15 protein-coding genes and 1 other RNA gene are annotated in these 16,889 nt (G+C 55.1%); 5 read left to right on the top strand and 11 right to left on the bottom strand.

Going from position 1 to position 16,889, the window contains the following annotated elements:
* Positions 1-256: 256 nt before the first annotated feature.
* From dndE to smpB, 8 genes are all read right to left on the bottom strand, one after another.
* Complete coding sequence (gene dndE, locus AACS24_RS13285) at positions 257-619, bottom strand: DNA sulfur modification protein DndE (protein WP_108570973.1); 363 nt, start codon at positions 617-619, stop codon at positions 257-259.
* Complete coding sequence (dndD, locus tag AACS24_RS13280; RefSeq protein WP_108570972.1) at positions 619-2,637, bottom strand: DNA sulfur modification protein DndD; 2,019 nt, start codon at positions 2,635-2,637, stop codon at positions 619-621. Before dndD ends, dndE begins: the two co-directional genes overlap by 1 nt.
* Positions 2,627-4,261, bottom strand: coding sequence for a DNA phosphorothioation system sulfurtransferase DndC (gene dndC, locus AACS24_RS13275; protein WP_108570971.1), 1,635 nt, complete (start codon positions 4,259-4,261; stop codon positions 2,627-2,629). The genes dndD and dndC overlap by 11 nt, the downstream gene beginning before the upstream one ends.
* Positions 4,258-5,343 carry a DNA sulfur modification protein DndB gene (gene dndB / locus AACS24_RS13270; protein WP_041209432.1) on the bottom strand — a complete coding sequence of 362 codons (1,086 nt, stop codon included), beginning with the start codon at positions 5,341-5,343 and terminating at the stop codon, positions 4,258-4,260. Before dndB ends, dndC begins: the two co-directional genes overlap by 4 nt.
* A gap of 134 nt (positions 5,344-5,477) precedes the next feature.
* Positions 5,478-7,502 carry a DNA phosphorothioation-associated putative methyltransferase gene (locus AACS24_RS13265; protein ID WP_108570970.1) on the bottom strand — a complete coding sequence of 675 codons (2,025 nt, stop codon included), beginning with the start codon at positions 7,500-7,502 and terminating at the stop codon, positions 5,478-5,480.
* On the bottom strand, positions 7,502-8,041 hold the full coding sequence (locus AACS24_RS13260) for a hypothetical protein (protein WP_181364173.1): 540 nt from the start codon (positions 8,039-8,041) through the stop codon (positions 7,502-7,504). Before AACS24_RS13260 ends, AACS24_RS13265 begins: the two co-directional genes overlap by 1 nt.
* A gap of 163 nt (positions 8,042-8,204) precedes the next feature.
* Positions 8,205-8,564, bottom strand: a transfer-messenger RNA (tmRNA) gene (gene ssrA / locus AACS24_RS13255).
* A gap of 162 nt (positions 8,565-8,726) precedes the next feature.
* Positions 8,727-9,215: an SsrA-binding protein SmpB gene (smpB, locus tag AACS24_RS13250; RefSeq protein ID WP_005344095.1), complete on the bottom strand. Its 489-nt coding sequence runs from the start codon at positions 9,213-9,215 to the stop codon at positions 8,727-8,729.
* A 169-nt stretch (positions 9,216-9,384) separates the two neighbouring features.
* On the opposite strand from smpB, the gene AACS24_RS13245 reads away from it, so the two are divergent.
* Both AACS24_RS13245 and AACS24_RS13240 read left to right on the top strand, forming a co-directional pair.
* Positions 9,385-9,819 carry an SRPBCC family protein gene (locus AACS24_RS13245; RefSeq protein WP_005344096.1) on the top strand — a complete coding sequence of 145 codons (435 nt, stop codon included), beginning with the start codon at positions 9,385-9,387 and terminating at the stop codon, positions 9,817-9,819.
* Positions 9,812-10,174, top strand: coding sequence for an RnfH family protein (locus AACS24_RS13240; RefSeq protein ID WP_108570968.1), 363 nt, complete (start codon positions 9,812-9,814; stop codon positions 10,172-10,174). The genes AACS24_RS13245 and AACS24_RS13240 overlap by 8 nt, the downstream gene beginning before the upstream one ends.
* A gap of 97 nt (positions 10,175-10,271) precedes the next feature.
* On the opposite strand, the gene AACS24_RS13235 is transcribed toward AACS24_RS13240, so the two are convergent.
* Together AACS24_RS13235 and fadE are read right to left on the bottom strand one after the other, a co-directional pair.
* Positions 10,272-11,546, bottom strand: a complete 1,275-nt coding sequence (locus AACS24_RS13235; protein ID WP_108570967.1) for an amidohydrolase — start codon at positions 11,544-11,546, stop codon at positions 10,272-10,274.
* Positions 11,547-11,702: 156 nt separating this feature from the next.
* Complete coding sequence (gene fadE, locus AACS24_RS13230) at positions 11,703-14,159, bottom strand: acyl-CoA dehydrogenase FadE (protein ID WP_108570966.1); 2,457 nt, start codon at positions 14,157-14,159, stop codon at positions 11,703-11,705.
* A gap of 255 nt (positions 14,160-14,414) precedes the next feature.
* On the opposite strand from fadE, the gene lpcA reads away from it, so the two are divergent.
* The 3 genes from lpcA to AACS24_RS13215 all read left to right on the top strand — a co-directional run bounded on the left by lpcA (position 14,415) and on the right by AACS24_RS13215 (position 16,553).
* Positions 14,415-14,993, top strand: coding sequence for a D-sedoheptulose 7-phosphate isomerase (lpcA, locus tag AACS24_RS13225; protein ID WP_108570965.1), 579 nt, complete (start codon positions 14,415-14,417; stop codon positions 14,991-14,993).
* Between the two features lie 135 nt (positions 14,994-15,128).
* Entirely contained in the window at positions 15,129-15,920 is a 792-nt protein-coding gene (locus tag AACS24_RS13220) for a class II glutamine amidotransferase (RefSeq protein WP_108570964.1), read from the top strand.
* Between the two features lie 297 nt (positions 15,921-16,217).
* Positions 16,218-16,553, top strand: coding sequence for an Hpt domain-containing protein (locus AACS24_RS13215; RefSeq protein WP_033114980.1), 336 nt, complete (start codon positions 16,218-16,220; stop codon positions 16,551-16,553).
* Between the two features lie 30 nt (positions 16,554-16,583).
* Here AACS24_RS13215 and AACS24_RS21950 read toward each other — a convergent pair.
* On the bottom strand, positions 16,584-16,889 hold a 306-nt coding region (locus tag AACS24_RS21950; protein WP_258222932.1), incomplete at its 5' end, for a 2-phospho-L-lactate transferase CofD family protein.

Below are 16,889 nucleotides of genomic sequence, written 5' to 3'. Positions count from 1 at the left end.
TTTTTGGAGTGGGGTAAAAATTCCTTAGTGCTTAACATGCCGCAAGTGGTAAGGTTAATATATATACCTATTTATAATTTGTTTAAAAAGTAAGGTTCCGGGGTTCTTTGTCAAACCCCGGGGTTATATCTTTATTTAAAAGTGTGCTATCTCCACAAGCTAAGTAAACCAAATTTTATTAAAAATATAAGTTTTGGATATTCCATTAGACAATTAGTGTAAAACATCCTTACTTTTATATAATTTAGCACATGTTCTAATCTATATTAGATTGTATTACTTGGGAAAACGCATTCAGAGATTTATGATTCCGTAGTGCAGCTATCCCATCTTCTACATGAGCCGCCCAGGCTTTTATCCACTCTTTATGATCCAGGTCAGGATAAATCATCTGGAGGGTAAGCTCGGTCACAACCAGTGTTTCTCCCAGCCAGGTTATTTTGTCGAGTACCAGGCTACCATCCAGTTTTTTGTGGTCCGGGTGGTAGCGAAAATCAGTTTCCACTGAACGAAAAAAAGCCAGACGTGCTGCCACATTGGGAGTGATCCCGGTATTGGCTTTTAATCGTTTAAGCTGCTCTTCCGTTTGGCGGGTGAGCTGCATGCGATTCGGGAGCATTAATAAACCTCCTTGGCTTGCACTTGGGCAGGACTCTCTTTCCAGAAGTAGCCCTTGGTCAGCTTTGATGACTTGGTCAGCGCATCAAAGCGGATCTGATAGGCATGAGAGATATCATCAGCCAGAGCACTGGCAAAATAGCGTTCATCCACTTCTGTATCAGTCGACAGCAATATCACCTGATGACTGGCAAAGGGGAAGTAGTGATGAATCAGCTTGTCTCTATGGTGTGAGTCAAGACGCCCCAGCGGGGTATCAATAATGACCGGCAGTTGTCGACCAGATGTTTTAGCCAAGGCTTCCAGGATCGCGATGGCATAAATTTGCTTCTCACCAGCAGAGAGTGACTTTCTATTGATAGCTATCCCAGCTTCGTCTACCAGCTCCACATCAAAGGTGTGAGGATTGATCCTGGCCTTAATCTGCAGATCTTCTTTTCTGGCCAATTTTCGGTAGGCCACTTCAAAATTCTGCTCCAGCGTTTTAACCCGGGCCTGGGTCAATACATCGCTGTATTCATCCAACAGGCTAATGGTCTCATTGGCATATTGCACTGCACTCACGGCACCATATTGCTCTCTGGCTTTATCGTGCAATTTCTGGATCTGGCGAGCGCAATCCAGTTGACTCATTACCGCTTGCTTGGCTTGTTCCAGCAGAGCCTTGTATTTGTGGCGCTCTTCTTGCCGTTGATTGTCCATGTCTCGCAGGGTTTGGAAAATATCCATCAGCTGCTCATCATCAGGTGCTCGCTCAATATTGCTGGCTGCTTGCTCCAGTTGATGTTCAACCTCGGCCAATTCACGACGTTGTGCATCAAATTTGCTCCAGGCCCGTTGGCAATCCTCACTGATTGCCGCGATGATGACGTGAGTCTCGCGCTCAGAGATGTCAAAGAGGACTTCACCTTGCGGCTTGTTGGCCATAAAGCTGTCAAGCTGCTCTTCGATCGCCTGGGTTGTGATGGCCAGCGTCTCTTTACCTTTAAAGCCGATATTGGCTTTAAGCTGTTCGAGAAAAAGATTGAGCTCTTGGGAAAAGCTGCGAGCCCTTTTTATCTCTATTTCTCTGGCCAGCTGTTGCTGCAGTTTGGCCATGGTGTTGGGGGCCAGTGCAAAGGGGAGGGAGCCATCACATTCATGGCGCAGACTCTTTTCAAGCTGTTCTTTTTCTTTTACCAGTTCAGCTACTTTCTGCTGCTCCTGATTTTTTGTCCGCGCAAAAGCACCGCCTTGTGCTGCCAGCATGGCTTCATATTTCTGAATATCCTGGGTAATAAGGCCAATCCTTGCCATCACCAAGTCAGCTTCAAATCGATAATGCTCGGCCTGTTTGGCAAACAGCTTTTTATTCTGCTCCAGCTCGGCCAATTTGTGCTGTTGTTGGGTGCCCAGCTCTTTGGCTCCTTGCTGCTTTAAATAGATGCCAAGGTCGGTGCGCAGTTTGGCGATCAGGTCAAGGCCGAGCAGGCGGCGTACCGCGGTCTGCAGAATCTTTCCCGATTCATCCTCTGCCAATGAGGCGATCTTTTCGCCATCAAAAAAGAAGAGATCAGCAATACCGTGCGGGATTAACTCATTGAGAAAACCCTGGCACTGTTCATAGTTAAGCTCGTCCAGCTCGACTCCGTTTTGCAGCAGTTTGAGTCTATCTTTTTTATTGCGATTCCAGCTGCGAATAACGGTAAATTCAGACTCAGTGCCCCCCTGGTTATAGGTAAAAACCAGCTCGATAGAGGCATCTTTAGGTTGTTGAGAGACACTGACACCGTTATGGATCAGTGCAGTAAGTTGATCAATATAGTCCTGATTGTGGATGAGGTTATCAAAGGCCAGGCGTCCATACAGCGCTAAACGGATGGCTGACAAAATCGACGTTTTGCCAGCGCCGTTGAGGCCACCGAACAGCACGATAGGTCTATCAATGTTCTCATTTCCACGTTTTTGTGGGGTCAGCTCTATTTCGTGGTGACCACGAAATACACGAAAGTTATGCAAGACCAACTTCTTAATGATCATTTTTTACTGCCTCACTAAACAGTGCTGCCATATCGTCGGCTTGTGCCAATTGCTTTTGCAATCCAGCAAGAGACTGTTCAATTTGTTCCACTTCTTCTTGATAGAGATCGCGCTCATTGCGCTTTTGTAATTGTGCCTGTTTCTGCTCAATGGCTTCGAGGCTGCCCCAATCCTGTTTCAGGATGGTTCCTATTTTGGCGAAAACGCCTTGGCGGCGGCTAAGCCCTTCAAGGGATATTTCGAGCTCTATCAGCTTCATCACCATTTCGGGCTCGACATCATAGCCCTGGCTTAGTTGTGCCAGCAGTTCGGCATCGCTGGCATTGAAGCGTGACTGATCGTCGATTAGCCAGTCGAGGTCTTCGCCATACACTTCCCGATATATAGCTGGCAGTGAGTCATTCCAATCCGGTTCGTTAGGGTCAGTTAACCACTCCTGGCGAATCGCATGTAGCTCCGGCTTGGTGATCAGAGTAATGGTGTGGCCACGCAAGTTGAGGTCACGCTCCATCTCCAACAGCTCTTTAAGCCATTCTTGGCGGTATTTCAGCCAATAAGGGCCGGGAACGTGCTTGCGCTCTGCGCTAAGCTCTTCACCCTCTTTGGCGTATTGGTAGCTCACCTTGCCGGTGCGGCGCTTGTAGTTACGGTAGGTATCTTTTTGCGCAGGGTCTGTGGTCAGAGCTAGCTGATTACGAAACTTGAGCAGGGGTAGCATCCAGTCTTCGCCGTTTTGGATCAGGCTCTCCATGGCTCGGTCTTTGGTGACCACGGTACAGGTCCAGCAACCAAAGCGTGAATTACCACAAGAGGGGGTGCTGTCATCAATGACCAATGGACATTCACCCTGACCCGAGGAGTCCATATAAAGAGTCCAGAGCGGGCGATTATTGCCGCCCCAGGGATTTTCCCACTCTTCCACATCATCCGGCGCGTATTTGAAGGCGCCGCGCAGCAGTTTCCAGACATCCTCAACATCCCAGGTGTCGATAGGGGTGTAGATGAAGGCATTGGCCAGCGTGGTATGGCGGGCAAGTCGGGTTCCATCAATCTTGTGCTTGGCAATGACCTGGGCACGGGAAGCACTCTCGCTGCTGCGAGAGCCAAGCACAACGATCACCTCTTCAAACTGGCTGACCTTGTCTTTGATAAAGTCACTGACCGGGTTGATCTTCATTCGCTCGGTACACCAGCGGAAGCTGCGAGTCGGGGCAGGGTAGCCTTTGCCGAGCAGGTTGACCCAGAACGTCTCATGGGTTTTGGGTACGACAGGGTGAGAGGTAATGGGTAACGCATCGCGTTTGGCGCCCTTTTCGATTTGATCCATGGTCCGAATGATCAAATCGACGACAACAGGGGTCTCGACCAGGGTGTCTGATGAAACGACAAAGACATCTTTGTGGCGCAGTTCAGGCGGTAACCCCAGCAGTGCCAGATAGACCAGCGTCAGCACAGCAGAAGAGTCTTTACCTCCGCTATAACCAATGACCCAGGGACGTTTGTCTGCGCAATAGATACGTTGTACTTCAGCTACATACTCTGCCAGTGGGCGGCCGGCAAAGGGCTCGGTATTGATGAAATCTTCGTAATCGGCCAGATCATGGGCCTGAATCAAGGGGTTCATTGAGAGACAACCTGAGCTTCAAGTACCTTCTCCTCGGGAGTGAGGGGGAGGTTGAGTGATGTTTTAAGGGCGTTACAGGTAAGCTGGAGCGCTGTGGTGGATTTGCTTAGCTTGCCATGCGACATGGTTCTGCGAATCCATTCTGGATTGGTTTTGCGCCAATCAATGGTCTTGAGCTTACCAAGGTCTGCTTGCCAGGTATCAGGATGTTCGCTTATCAAAAAGCGGCCGAGCATACCGAGAGCTTGCAGGCCGACGCCGTGAGCATGGACATACTCCTGCCGGAGTTGGGCTGGCGATACTTCTTTGCGACTGGCCATCTGCCAATCCGGCATCTGGTCGTAGACCGCTTTCCAATAGAGAGCCGCCAGCTTGGCCTCTTCATCTGTGCAACCCTCTTTAGGCCCCTTGCCCAGTAGGGCTCTGGTTGCCTGCTTGATGCTACTTAAGGTGAAGAGCTTGCTGGAGAGCTGGGAGATGCTCGACTTTTCCATCTCAGTAAGCCCGACGAAGGGCTCCATGCTGGTAGCAAGATGGCGAGCAAGCTCAGAGCCTTGATCTCTATGGTCATAGAGTGTTGACAGTGACGGACTGGGTTTGACTGCGTACTTGTTGAGATCAGCAAACATTTGCTGGCTTCGGGTTAACCCTTCATCGACAAAGAACAAGACAGGGATGTTGTCCTGACCCAGTTCGGGGCGCTCTACCAACGCCTCTTCGATAGCTTTGCGGCGGTGCTGACCATCATTGATCAGGATCTGTGCATCCATGGGCACCCGTAAAGTGCCCAGATTGTTGGAGCCGGGGTGTTCAGCAAACTCGACGTCAACAGCTATTGACGCAGTCAAGGCAGAGAAGACGTAATCCTTGGGATTCTCCAAGAGGTATCGCACCATTTCCGGGATCCGGGATTTGTTCAACGTGCGTTGAGCCCGTAATTCAGGGGGGACTTCGCTCTCATCGAAGTTGAAGATTTTGGGGATGATGCGCATCGGGCAGGTCGCGATATAGAAGGGGCGACCGGCTTGTATCCCACGCACTGCGGGGAATGAGTAGCAGTAGTCAGCGTCGAAGTGGTTCATGATGATGCTCCTGGCTAGTCCTGCTTCAAGTCTAGATTTACGTCAAAATTAACGTAATTACATGTTGTAATAAGACTGCAGATTAGGTTTTAGCGAGGAATAAGTGATTTTTACGTTATTTTGGGGCGCTGATTTTACTCTTTTACGCTACAAATACGAAAGCCTGAAATTCGCCTTTTTTGCTCTTTGAGAGCTGATTCATATTGTTGGCGACTCAAGTGATGCTCTGTTTCCAGATCCATCCCAAGCAGTTTGCTCAATCTTTGCTCCAGCGCTCGTTGTGCCTTGAAGCTCGGATCATCCGGTGCCATCAGATAGCTTTTGTTGAGCAGCGGTGGCCGGGTCTGCTCATTGATGTAGTCAAAGAAGTCGACCTCCTGCTCGGCCATCTTGATCTTGACCCGCTCCACCAGATGGGGGATGGGGTTGTTGAAGTCGTCATACCCCATCAGGCTCACCTTGCCGGAGCGGATGTGCAGCTTGATCACGTCGATATCGGTCAAGTCACCGTAGAGCTGGCATGCCGCTCCCAGGTAGACACGCAGCAGCGGCGGTAATTGCGTAATAAAGCATTTGTGCAGCAGCAGTGAATGGCTGGGATAGAGCAGGCTGTTGGGTAGCTGTTGATGGGCCAGCTCGCAGGCCTGGTTGATGAGGGCGATATCCGCAATCTGGTAGAGCAGTGCTTTGGCTGCCTGCTGTGCCTGCGGGTTGCCACCGAAAAAGGCTTTGATATCCCGCTGCAGCTCGCTGGGGTACTGGGTATAGGCTTGGCGTTTGCCAAACAGGTTGAGTGCCAGGTAAACCAGCAAATCTTGCTGCCGCTCCAGCTCGGCCTGCTTTAACTGGGCAAGGTCAAAATGCTGGCCAAGCAGGGTCATGGCTTTGCGATGGCTACCAGCTATCTCTCTTAACTCGTCGCTTTGTTCAAATTCGTCATTGGCTGGAATTCGGCCAAGGGTCAGCGCCCGCTGCCAGAAGGCTTCAAACAGCGGTTGATGACGAGTGATCAGTAGTGCTGCAGCGGCCTGATGGTTGGGCGTGGGCGAGGTTAGCTGTTGCCAGCTGTGGCTTCTGCGTTGACGCTGTGCCAAAAAGCGCTGCTCTTCGAGCTTGTCTTTGAAAACGTAAAAGATGCCGGGCCCAACGGCGATGGCATTTTCATCCAGTGTTTTGTCTATGTAGTGCTTGAGCTCGCTTTGGTTGTAGTAGCGCTGAAAGGTGTTGCGCGAGGTGATAACGCCATCTTTATAAGGAGTGAACTGGGCAATAAAGCTGTCGTTGGCCAGCATGGCCGAGACGACCAGCAGGGTTTGGGTCAGCTCCCAGGCGCCGAGCAGTGCCTCCATTCGCTCATCTTGATCCTCAATCACGTTGATCACAAAACCGAGATTGACCAGATGGGAGACCACCTTCTCCCCATCCGGGCGAAAGTTCGGATCCCAGCCCAGTGCGTCAATACCGTGTGCTTCCAGCTCCCGCAGGTCATCCCCCCGGCCGCAACCGTAATCAAACAGCGCATAGTCGCCGTTGAGATAACCATGGCGCGCCAGCATCTTCATGGGGGCCGAGAGTTCATGGCGAACCAGCGCGGTTTTATGGCGATCAATCTGTGGGTCACCCTCTTCGGGCGGCAGGGCGGAGGTGCGAAACAGACGCCCATCCACCAGTTGGTAGCCATGTCTTGCGATAAGCCTCTCCCACGATGCTTTAAAGCCAATCATGCGGGGATGATCGTAAAGCCCTGCCAATTCCCCCTCTTCGGTGATCTGGCGACAGCTCTCTGCCTGTGGGTGATCGGGGGCCAGCATGCACTCTTTGCGATGCAGAATGGGGGGATTGTCCTGGCTGTCGTAGCGGGTAACGGTATGGCTCAGTTTGGCCAGATCAATGGTCACGCTCTGCTTGAGACTAGGGTAGGCCTCTTCGAAGAAGGTGGGGTAGCTGAGCAGGGAGAGCCGAAACTCTTGCTTTGCCAACTTGACCAGATCCCATTCACACTCCGGCAGTTTGAGCGATTGTGCCACCGCACAGACAAAGCGGTAGAGCTGTGGGCTGGTCGTGGTCAGGGTCTCTTTGTGCAGATAGACCGCGTCGGGCAGCACTTTTTTGTATGGCAGGGCCGTGACCAGTTGCGTGAAGCGCTCGGGGGTCAGCATCAGCACATTCCTTTGAGTTGGGTGAGTGTCAGCCGTTTGGGAACCCGTCTTTCATGGTGTGTGGTGAGCTCGACCAAGGCCCGCTGTTGCTCGGGTCCATAGCTGATATGCAATGGCTGGTCTGGACCATAGAGGTAGAGACGATCAAACGGGGTGTGTTGTGCCAGCCAAAGGGCTACCTGATAGCTGTTTTGCCCTGGGTATATCAGATCAACCGCGGCCCCTTGCCGAGGACAGACAAGTCTTCCTCGCTGATTGAGTTCACAGGCCGCATGTTGATCCAGTGTGGGGGCTATACCGGGGGAGGGGTTAGAAAGAATGGCTTTGCGCAGTGTTACTCCACAAAATCCATAGGTCAGCAATGGGTGACCAAATGCGTCTACCAGCGGCTCGAGAATATGCGTCGCCAGTTCACGGTAGGCCAACCAGCTTTCGGTTTGTTGCGGCAAGTTTGGGCATTGGATGCGTTGCCAAGTTTCACCACAGTGAAACAGCATCTCGAAGGTGAAATGTTGGCTGCAGGCATCCTCTAAGTGCATGACGAATCCTTATGAACCAGTGTGTTATATTACTGGTTTTGCCTTTACAGTAGATCCATCAATCCGTGAGAGTGATCTCGAAAAGCCAACAGGTTGGGTCTTTGTGAACCACATGAACAAATAAAAAGGGCCACCTCTTGCGAGGTGGCCCTTTCCAAACGTTTGGTGGAGCTGGGGGGATTTGAACCCCCGTCCAAAATTACTACATCCTTGGCACTACATGCTTAGTCACTCTTTACATTCGCCAACCCGCTGCGGAGAGACACGCCACGAATTGACTAGCTCGATTGGTTTTAATGCTTCCGCCCCGAGCAGGACTTCCACACGATCCTGTGAAGGATGACCTTCCGATTCCCTAGGACACAGGCAAGCTAGGGTAGAAGGGCTCAGCGCAGGTTATTAAGCTGCGAGTGCGTAGTTTTCGTCGTTTGCGACTATTTTTTTGCGGTTTATTAACGAGGCCTACCGCACCTCGGCATGCACCTTGGGTTTCGTGAATCTTGTCGAATCCAGAATCAGCCCCAAGTTGTTAAGAGCGATTGTACGCAAAAATGCTGGTATGGCAAGGCGTTGATGGTTATTCCCGCCAGCTGCTGGTCTGTTTGCCGATTTATTGTGCGCAGTGGCCGGGGGAGGGGAACCGGAAGTGAGGTGTCCGGACGGGAATCGTCCGGACATCAGAGGGTTAGCCGCGGTACTTGTTCTTCATGATGCGGGCTTTTTCCCGATCCCACTCGCGGGCCTTGGTATCTTCGCGCTTGTCGTGCTCTTTCTTGCCCTTCACCAGACCGATCTCGACCTTGACCCAGCACTGTTTCCAGTAGAGGGCGAGAGGGACGACGGTATAGCCCTGACGGGCAATCAGGCTTTCGAGCTTGTCGAGTTCACGACGGCTCAGCAGCAGTTTGCGGGTACGGGTCGGGTCACACACCACATGGCTGGAGGCCGCTTGCAGTGGCAGGAAGCTGGAGCCGAACAGGTAGGCTTCGCCATCGCGGAAGATGACATAGGCTTCGCTGATGTTGGCCTTGCCCGCCCGCAGGGATTTGACTTCCCACCCTTGCAGGGACAGACCCGCTTCGATCTTCTCTTCGATGAAGTATTCGTGGCGCGCGGTTCTGTTGAGTGCAATGGTGCTGGACCCGGCTTTGTTTTTACTGTTTTTTTTGCTCATGACGGGCGATTTCCGGCAATGACTAGGAGGTTCGTATTATACGTAGGCGGGGGCGGCTGTAAAACGCGCGACGGGTCAAGTGGCCGCTTTCTGAGCAGTTTGGTCGAGGTTTTACCTCCAAAAGCGCCAACATGGTGATAAAATCGCGGCGATTGGATGAGGAAAAGCCATGCCCCGTATTACTCGCAGTGCCCTGGTGATGTTCAGTGCCGAACAGATGTTCAAGTTGGTCAACGATGTGAATGCCTATCCGCAGTTTCTGCCCGGCTGTGTTGGCAGCCGTGTTCATGAGGCGGGTGACGATTACATGATGGCGTCGGTCGATGTGGCCAAGGCGGGCATCGCCAAAACCTTTACTACCCGCAACCAGCTGGATGTGAACCGCCAGATCAGGATGGAGCTGGTGGATGGCCCCTTCAGCAAGCTGGCTGGCTGGTGGACCTTTACTCCCCTCGACGTAGATGCCTGCAAGGTGGAGTTTGACCTCGATTTCGAATTTACCTCCAAGCTCATCGAGGTGGCCTTTGGCCAGGTGTTCCGCGATCTGGTGAGCTCCATGGTCTCCGCGTTTTCCAACCGGGCCAAGGTGGTGTACGGTGCCTGATCAGCTCAATATCGAAGTGGTCTATGCCCTGCCGCAGCGCCAGACGGTGATTGCGCTGCGGGTATCTCCCGAGACCTGCGTACAGGCCGCCATCGAGCAGTCCGGTATCGTGCAGAAGCACCCCGAGATCGACTTGTCGGTCAACAAGTTCGGCATCTATAGCCGTCCGGTCAAAGGGAGCGAGTTGCTGCAGGATGGCGATCGCATCGAGATCTATCGCCCGCTCATCGCCGATCCGCGCGAGATGCGCAAGAAGCGCGCCGAGAAGGCCAAGGAGGAGGGGCGTGCCGATGCTGTGACCGGTGGTCGTCCCAATACCAACCGCAAGCGCGGTGATGGCCAACCGGCTGAGTGACATTGCGCCGCAGCAAGCGGTTAGTAAATAAAAAGGCGCCAATAGGCGCCTTTTTTGATCCTGTTTGCTCAGGTTTCCGAGCTGATAGCCACCGGGTTTATCCCTTGATAAGGGAGGCATTACCCAGTCTGGCGTGGGCCCACGCCGCCAGCAGATCGACCCCGCTCTGCATCACCCGCTCGTCGAAATCGAAGGCGTTGTGGTGGTGTGGCGCAGCCAGATCGGCGCCAAGGATCAGGTAAGCCGCTTCGCCCCCCTGCTTTTGCACCCGCTCCATCAGGAAACCAGCATCTTCGCTCGCGCCAAAACGGCGAGTCTGGATGGTGGCGAGCCCCTGCTTGCGAGCCAGCGCTGCCAGTTCGGCCTGCAGCGCCGGGCTGTTGTCGAGGGCAATGGCCTCACCCTGCTTGATGATGCGGTAAGTGACGCCGTGGGCGAGGGCGGTGCCTTCGACGATGCGCTGTACCTGGCTGAACATGTAGTCGTTGAGCGCGCTGTCGGCACCGCGGGTTTCACCGTGTAGCTCGGCATGGTCGGGGATGACGTTGCGTCCGCTGCCGGCGTGGAGCTGGCCGATGTTGATACGGGTCATGCCGTCGCGGTGGCGGGGAATGCCGAGCATGGCGGTGGTGGCCATGCAGGCTGCGGCCAGCGCATTGCTGCCAGAATTGGGCTCGAGCCCGGCATGGGCGGCAGTGCCCATGAAGTGGACGTCGAACTTGGTGGAGCAGAGGAACTCGGTGGGGTTGATCACCAGCTCGCCGCTGCCGGCGTGAATGCCGATATGGAGCGAAAGCAGGGCATCCACGTCATCGAGTGCCCCGCCGGCGGCCAGCGCCTTGCCACCGCGACACCCCTCTTCAGCCGGTTGGAAGAAGAGCTTGATGCGCCCGCACAGCTCCTCTTTCATCGCCATCAGGCGGCTGGCGAGCCCCAGACCGATGGCGGTATGGCCATCGTGGGCGCAGGCGTGCATCCACCCCTTGTTGTGGGAAGCAAAGCCCTCCTGCTGCGGCATGTGCTGCTCGGCGGCAGACTCCTCCACCTCCACCGCGTCGATATCGAAGCGAAAGGCCAGGGTCGGGCCGGGGCGGCCGGTATCCAGCTCTCCCATCAGCCCGGTCACCTCGCCAATGCGCTCCAGCCAGTCGGGATGGGCCCCCTGACGAAGGGCGCGGGCTTTCTCGGCGGTCACATCGACATCGCGCCCCATCATCAGATTGCTGGCCAGCAGCTTGTCGCCAAGCACGATGTGATAGCCGAGTTCATTCAGATGATGGGCAATCAGGCTGGTGGTACGAAACTCTTTCCAGGCCGCTTCCGGCAGGCGGTGCAGGTCGCGGCGCCACTGGATCAGGTGCTCAAGGGTCATCCTGGCTTCCTTTGTGATTCGGTTTGCCGGCTATTGTGCACTGTTTTGCGGGCGAGGACACGGGGAAGGACGCTGGTCGGGGGAGCTGGTCAAGTTGTTGCAGGCATGAAATAAAAAACGCCTCCGCAAGGGAGGCGTTGTCAGATTGCCTTGATATCAGGCGGCGCGATGGTAAGCGGAAGCTTCAAACAGCTTCTTGTTGGCCACCAGATCGATGGGGTCAAAGTCATCGACGTTGATGGTGCGCAGGCGACTCACTTCGGCGCGGCGCAGTAGCTCCGCTTCACTTTGGGTCAGTACGCCAGCCGCGAGGCCGATGTCGGCCACCTTGTCCAGCGCCAGGAAGGGGCGCTTGACGCCGTCAGCCTTGCACACCTTGTCAAACAGCGGCTCGGCAGCCAGCACGTCATCGAGCGCCTGCTCCAGCAGACCGAAGGGGTTGCCCTCTTCGCGGGTCAGGTACTGGCCCTTGGCCAGGCGGCTGCGTGTCTCGCTCGGCGTTTGCAGCAGGCGGGCAACCTGGTTGTCCAGCTTGTCGCTCGGACGCTTCATGTCGCGACCCAGCGGCAACACCACGGTGCGCAGAGCAAGACCAATCCAGCGGTTCGGGAAGTTGCGCAGCAGCTCATCGATCGCCTCTTGGGCCTTGAACATGGCATCTTGCAGTGCCCAGTGCAGCAGTGGCAGGTCGGCTTGCTGGCGTCCCTCATCCTGATAGCGCTTGAGGGCGCTGGAGGCCAGATAGAGCTGGCTCAGCACATCGCCGAGACGGGCGGAGACCCGCTCCTTGCGCTTGAGCTCGCCACCCAGGGTGCCCATCGCCATGTCTGACAGGAACGCCAGGTTGGCAGAGAGGCGGGAGAGCTGCTGGTAGTAGCCTTTGGTCTGGTCGCCATAAGGTGCCGCGGCAAAGCGTGCGCCGGTCACACCGAGCCAGAAGCTGCGTACCATGTTGCTGATGGCAAAACCGACGTGGCTGAATACCGCCTTGTCGAAGTCCTTCAGCGCCTGCTCCTTGTCGGGATGGCTGGCAGCCAGCATTTCCGGCAGTACATACGGGTGGCAACGGATGGCGCCCTGACCGTAGATGATCATGCTGCGGGTCAGGATGTTGGCCCCTTCCACCGTAACTGCAATGGGGGCACCCTGATAGCCACGAGCCAGATAGTTGTTGGGGCCCATGCAGATCGCCTTGCCGCCGTGGATGTCCATGGCATCGATGATGCACTTCTGGGCACGGTCGGTGAGGTGGTATTTGACGATGGCGGAGATGACCGAGGGTTTCTCGCCAAGGTCGATACCGGTCACGGTCAGGTTGGCTGCGGCGCCCATGATGTAGGCGTTGCCACCGATGCGGGCCAGCGGCTCTTCAATCCCTTCCATCTTGCCGATGGGCAGCTTGAACTGGCGACGGATGCGGCTGTAGGCACCGCTCGCCAGGGCCAGCATCTTGACGCCGCCGGTACTGTTGGAGGGCAGGGTGATACCGCGACCGACCGACAGACACTCGACCAGCATACGCCAGCCCTGACCGGCCATGGCCGGGCCGCCGATGATGAAGTCGAGCGGGACGAATACATCCTTGCCCTGAGTAGGACCGTTCTGGAACGGCACGTTGAGCGGGAAGTGGCGACGGCCGATGCCGACACCCTTGATGTGAGTGGGAATGAGGGCACAGGTGATGCCGAGCTCTTCCTCGTCACCCAGCAAGTGTTCCGGATCACGCAGTTTGAAGGCAAGGCCCAAGACGGTCGCGATAGGCGCCAGGGTGATATAGCGCTTGTTCCAGGTGAGGCGCATACCGAGTACTTCTTTGCCTTCCCACTCGCCTTTGCAGACGATACCGAAGTCGGGGATGGAGCCGGCGTCAGAACCCGCTTCCGGGCTGGTCAGGGCGAAGCAGGGGATCTCCTTGCCCACCGCCAGACGGGGCAGGTAGTAATCCTTCTGCTCGTCAGTGCCATAGTGTTGCAGCAGTTCGCCCGGGCCCAGCGAGTTGGGCACGCCGACGGTGGAGGCGAGCACGGCGCTGGCGCCGCACAGCTTTTGCAGTACGCAAGACTGGGCGTAGGCAGAGAATTCGAGGCCGCCATATTTCTTCTTGATGATCATGGCGAAGAACTTGTTGTCCTTCAGGTATTGCCATACCTCGGGGGAGAGATCCGCGCGCTCGTGGGTCACTTCCCAGTCGCTCACCATGCGGCACACTTCCTCGACCGGACCATCCATAAAGGCCTGCTCTTCAGCAGAGAGGGTCGCGATCGGAATGGCGTGCAGTTTTTTCCAGTTCGGGTTGCCCGCGAACAGATCGGCTTCCCACCAGGTGGTGCCCGCTTCAATCGCCTCTTTCTCGGTGCGCGACATCTCCGGCATGATTGATTTGTAGAGTTTGAACAGCGGCTTGGTTATCTGGGTGCGGCGAAATTCCACCAGGTTGAGCGGGATGGCGATCACCGCAAACAGCGCCCAGACCAGCAAGGGCACATGACCATAGATAGCACCAAGCACCAGCGCAGCGCCGGTGACCAGGGTGGAGATGAACAGGGATGTCCGGCGGTAGGCCAGGGCTCCGATAACCAGGATCACCCCGAGCAGAGTGAGGGTCGTCGTCATTGCTTGCTCCTTGCGTGAAAGATTGCCAACGTGGCGTCACTGATCCAGAGGTCAGACCTGTTGGATATGGCCCCTGTTGTAATTCATACGCACAAAGTTATCAAGCTGTTTACATCTTCATTACCTTGCGACTGTGATCCCCGTAACGCTCGTGGTAACAGGGCTGTGTTGCAGGGGGAGGGGGCGACTCCGGGATTGGCTTGTGCGAGAATAGCGATGACTTACACGCACACTAAAAACAGTGGAAGAAACATCATGTACCAAGAATTGATCCGCAACGAACTGACTGAAGCTGCCAGCGTGCTGCAGGCTTTCCTGGCTGACGAGCAGAACCTGAAAAACATCGAAGCAGCTGCCAAGCTGCTGGCCGACTCCTTCAAGGAGGAGGGCAAGGTGCTCTCCTGCGGCAATGGCGGCTCCCACTGCGATGCCATGCATTTTGCTGAAGAGCTGACTGGTCGCTATCGCGAGAACCGCCCGGGTTACGCCGGTATCGCCATCTCCGATCCGAGCCACCTCTCCTGTGTCTCCAACGATTTTGGCTATGACTACGTCTTCTCCCGTTATGTGGAAGCGGTCGGCCGTCGTGGCGACGTGCTGCTCGGTATCTCCACCAGCGGCAACTCCGGCAATATCATCAAGGCCATCGAAGCCGCCCGCGTCAAGGGGATGAAAGTGATCGCCCTGACCGGCAAGGATGGCGGCAAGATGGCCGGTCTGGCCGACATCGAGATCCGCGTGCCGCACTTTGGCTATGCCGATCGCATTCAGGAAGTGCACATCAAGGTGATCCACATCCTGATCCAGCTGGTCGAAAAAGAGATGGCCAAGTAATCGGTAACTCGTTGATAAAGGAGCAGGGAGGAGTACCAGTGATGTGCTCTTCCCTGCTCTTCTAATCCGGTTTTTGCTGGCCAGCCCGAGAGCTAAGCCAGTTGTTATGTAGTCAAGGAAGGGGGGCATCCGGATATGTGCGAACTGCTCGGCATGAGTGCCAATGTGCCGACCGATATCTGTTTCAGTTTTACCGGCCTGATGCTGCGTGGCGGCAAGACCGGCCCCCACAAGGATGGCTGGGGCATTACCTTTTACGAAGGGAAGGGCTTTCGCACCTTCAAAGATCCAGAACCCAGCGCCCAGTCACCCATCGCCAGACTGGTACAAGCGCTGCCCATCAAGAGCTGCGCAGTCGTCAGCCATATCCGGCAGGCCAATCGTGGCTGCGTCTCGCTGGAAAATACCCACCCCTTTACCCGCGAGCTGTGGGGCCGCTACTGGACTTTTGCCCACAATGGCCAGCTCACCGGTTACAAAAAGCTGCCGACCGGGCGACATCGTCCGGTGGGAGACACCGACAGCGAACACGCCTTCTGCTGGCTGCTCGACCGGTTGGAGCAGAAGTACCCCAAGCGTCCCGCCAACTTTCCCGCCATGTTTCGCTACATGGCCACCTTGTGTGATGAGCTCAGGGGGCTTGGGGTATTCAACATGCTGCTCTCGGACGGGGAGTATGTGATGACCTACTGCAGCAACAACCTGCACTGGCTGACTCGCTGCGCGCCGTTTGGCGAGGCGAGTTTGCTGGATGAAGAGGTGGTGATCGATTTCCAGAGCGAAACCACGCCCAACGATGTGGTGACGCTGGTCACGACGCGGCCGCTGACAGGCAATGAAAACTGGATCAAGATGGCCCCCGGCGAATTCAATCTGTTCCGGCTTGGGGCGCGGGTGGCGACTAACCAAATCAGCGTCGCACCATAAAAAAATACCAGGGTAGAAAACTACCCTGGTTCTTCGCAGCAGCCATAAAGGCAAAAAGGGATGAGAGGTGTTGCTGAGCAATATCACTCTGATAAAGCGAATTGTTGCTTAACTGTTAACTAAAGGCAATTTGTTTGTATCTTTTGCCATTTGCACAACCTCGATAGTGCGAGCTATTTCACGTTTTTCACCTTGGAACTCACTTCATCATCAGGGGAATAATGGCTATGCAAGCGATCTTGTTGATGGAATTATCTATAGTATGGTCTGTTTGAATACCTTTCTGGGGAGGCACACATGGAGTGGGTAGATCGCAAGGTATTGCAGCAGTTGGCCGATGACATTGGTCAGGAGATGTTGCCGGTGGTGATCTCTGTCTTTATCGAAGAGGTGGGTGAGCAGATGGGTCAGCTCAGGCCACTCTATGAGCAGGGCGATTGGGCACAACTGGCCAGAGTGGCCCACAGCATGAAATCATCCTGTGGCAGCTACGGCGCCATGCCCAGCTACCAGCAGGTGATGGCGCTGGAGATGGCCTGCAAGCAGGCCGATGCCGGTGAAGCGGGGCGTCAATTACAAGAGTTGGAGCACTCCCTGCCCCAGGTTCTCTCTTTTCTCGCAACCTATCAGTGAAGGCTCTTTGGTTCGGCGCATGCTGTTTGGTCAGCGTGCGTTGAGCAGATGCTGGATCACTCTGTCCAGTGCGAGCTTCAGCTTCAATCGATCGTGGCGGTGAGGCAGCTCGCTCTCCCCCAGCTCAGCCTCGATCAGTTTTCCTTGCCACTCTCCTGCTCCTCCGGCGTCGCTGGGGGCGAGGATGGCGTCAATCCGTCCCTGACCTATTCTTGATTCCAGCCAGCGACACTGGCTCTTCAGATCAAGCTGGCCAGCTGGCCCTTTCTCCGCTACCAGATTGCAGATAAAGACCACCATGGCGTTGCTCTCGTTGATGGCCTGGGCGATCTCGGC

The sequence above is a fragment of the Aeromonas sp. HMWF016 genome (genome assembly GCF_963878195.1).
GTDB lineage: Bacteria > Pseudomonadota > Gammaproteobacteria > Enterobacterales > Aeromonadaceae > Aeromonas > Aeromonas lacus.
Note: the sequence above shows the minus strand (reverse complement) of the source record. Positions and strands in the feature narration are given on the sequence as shown.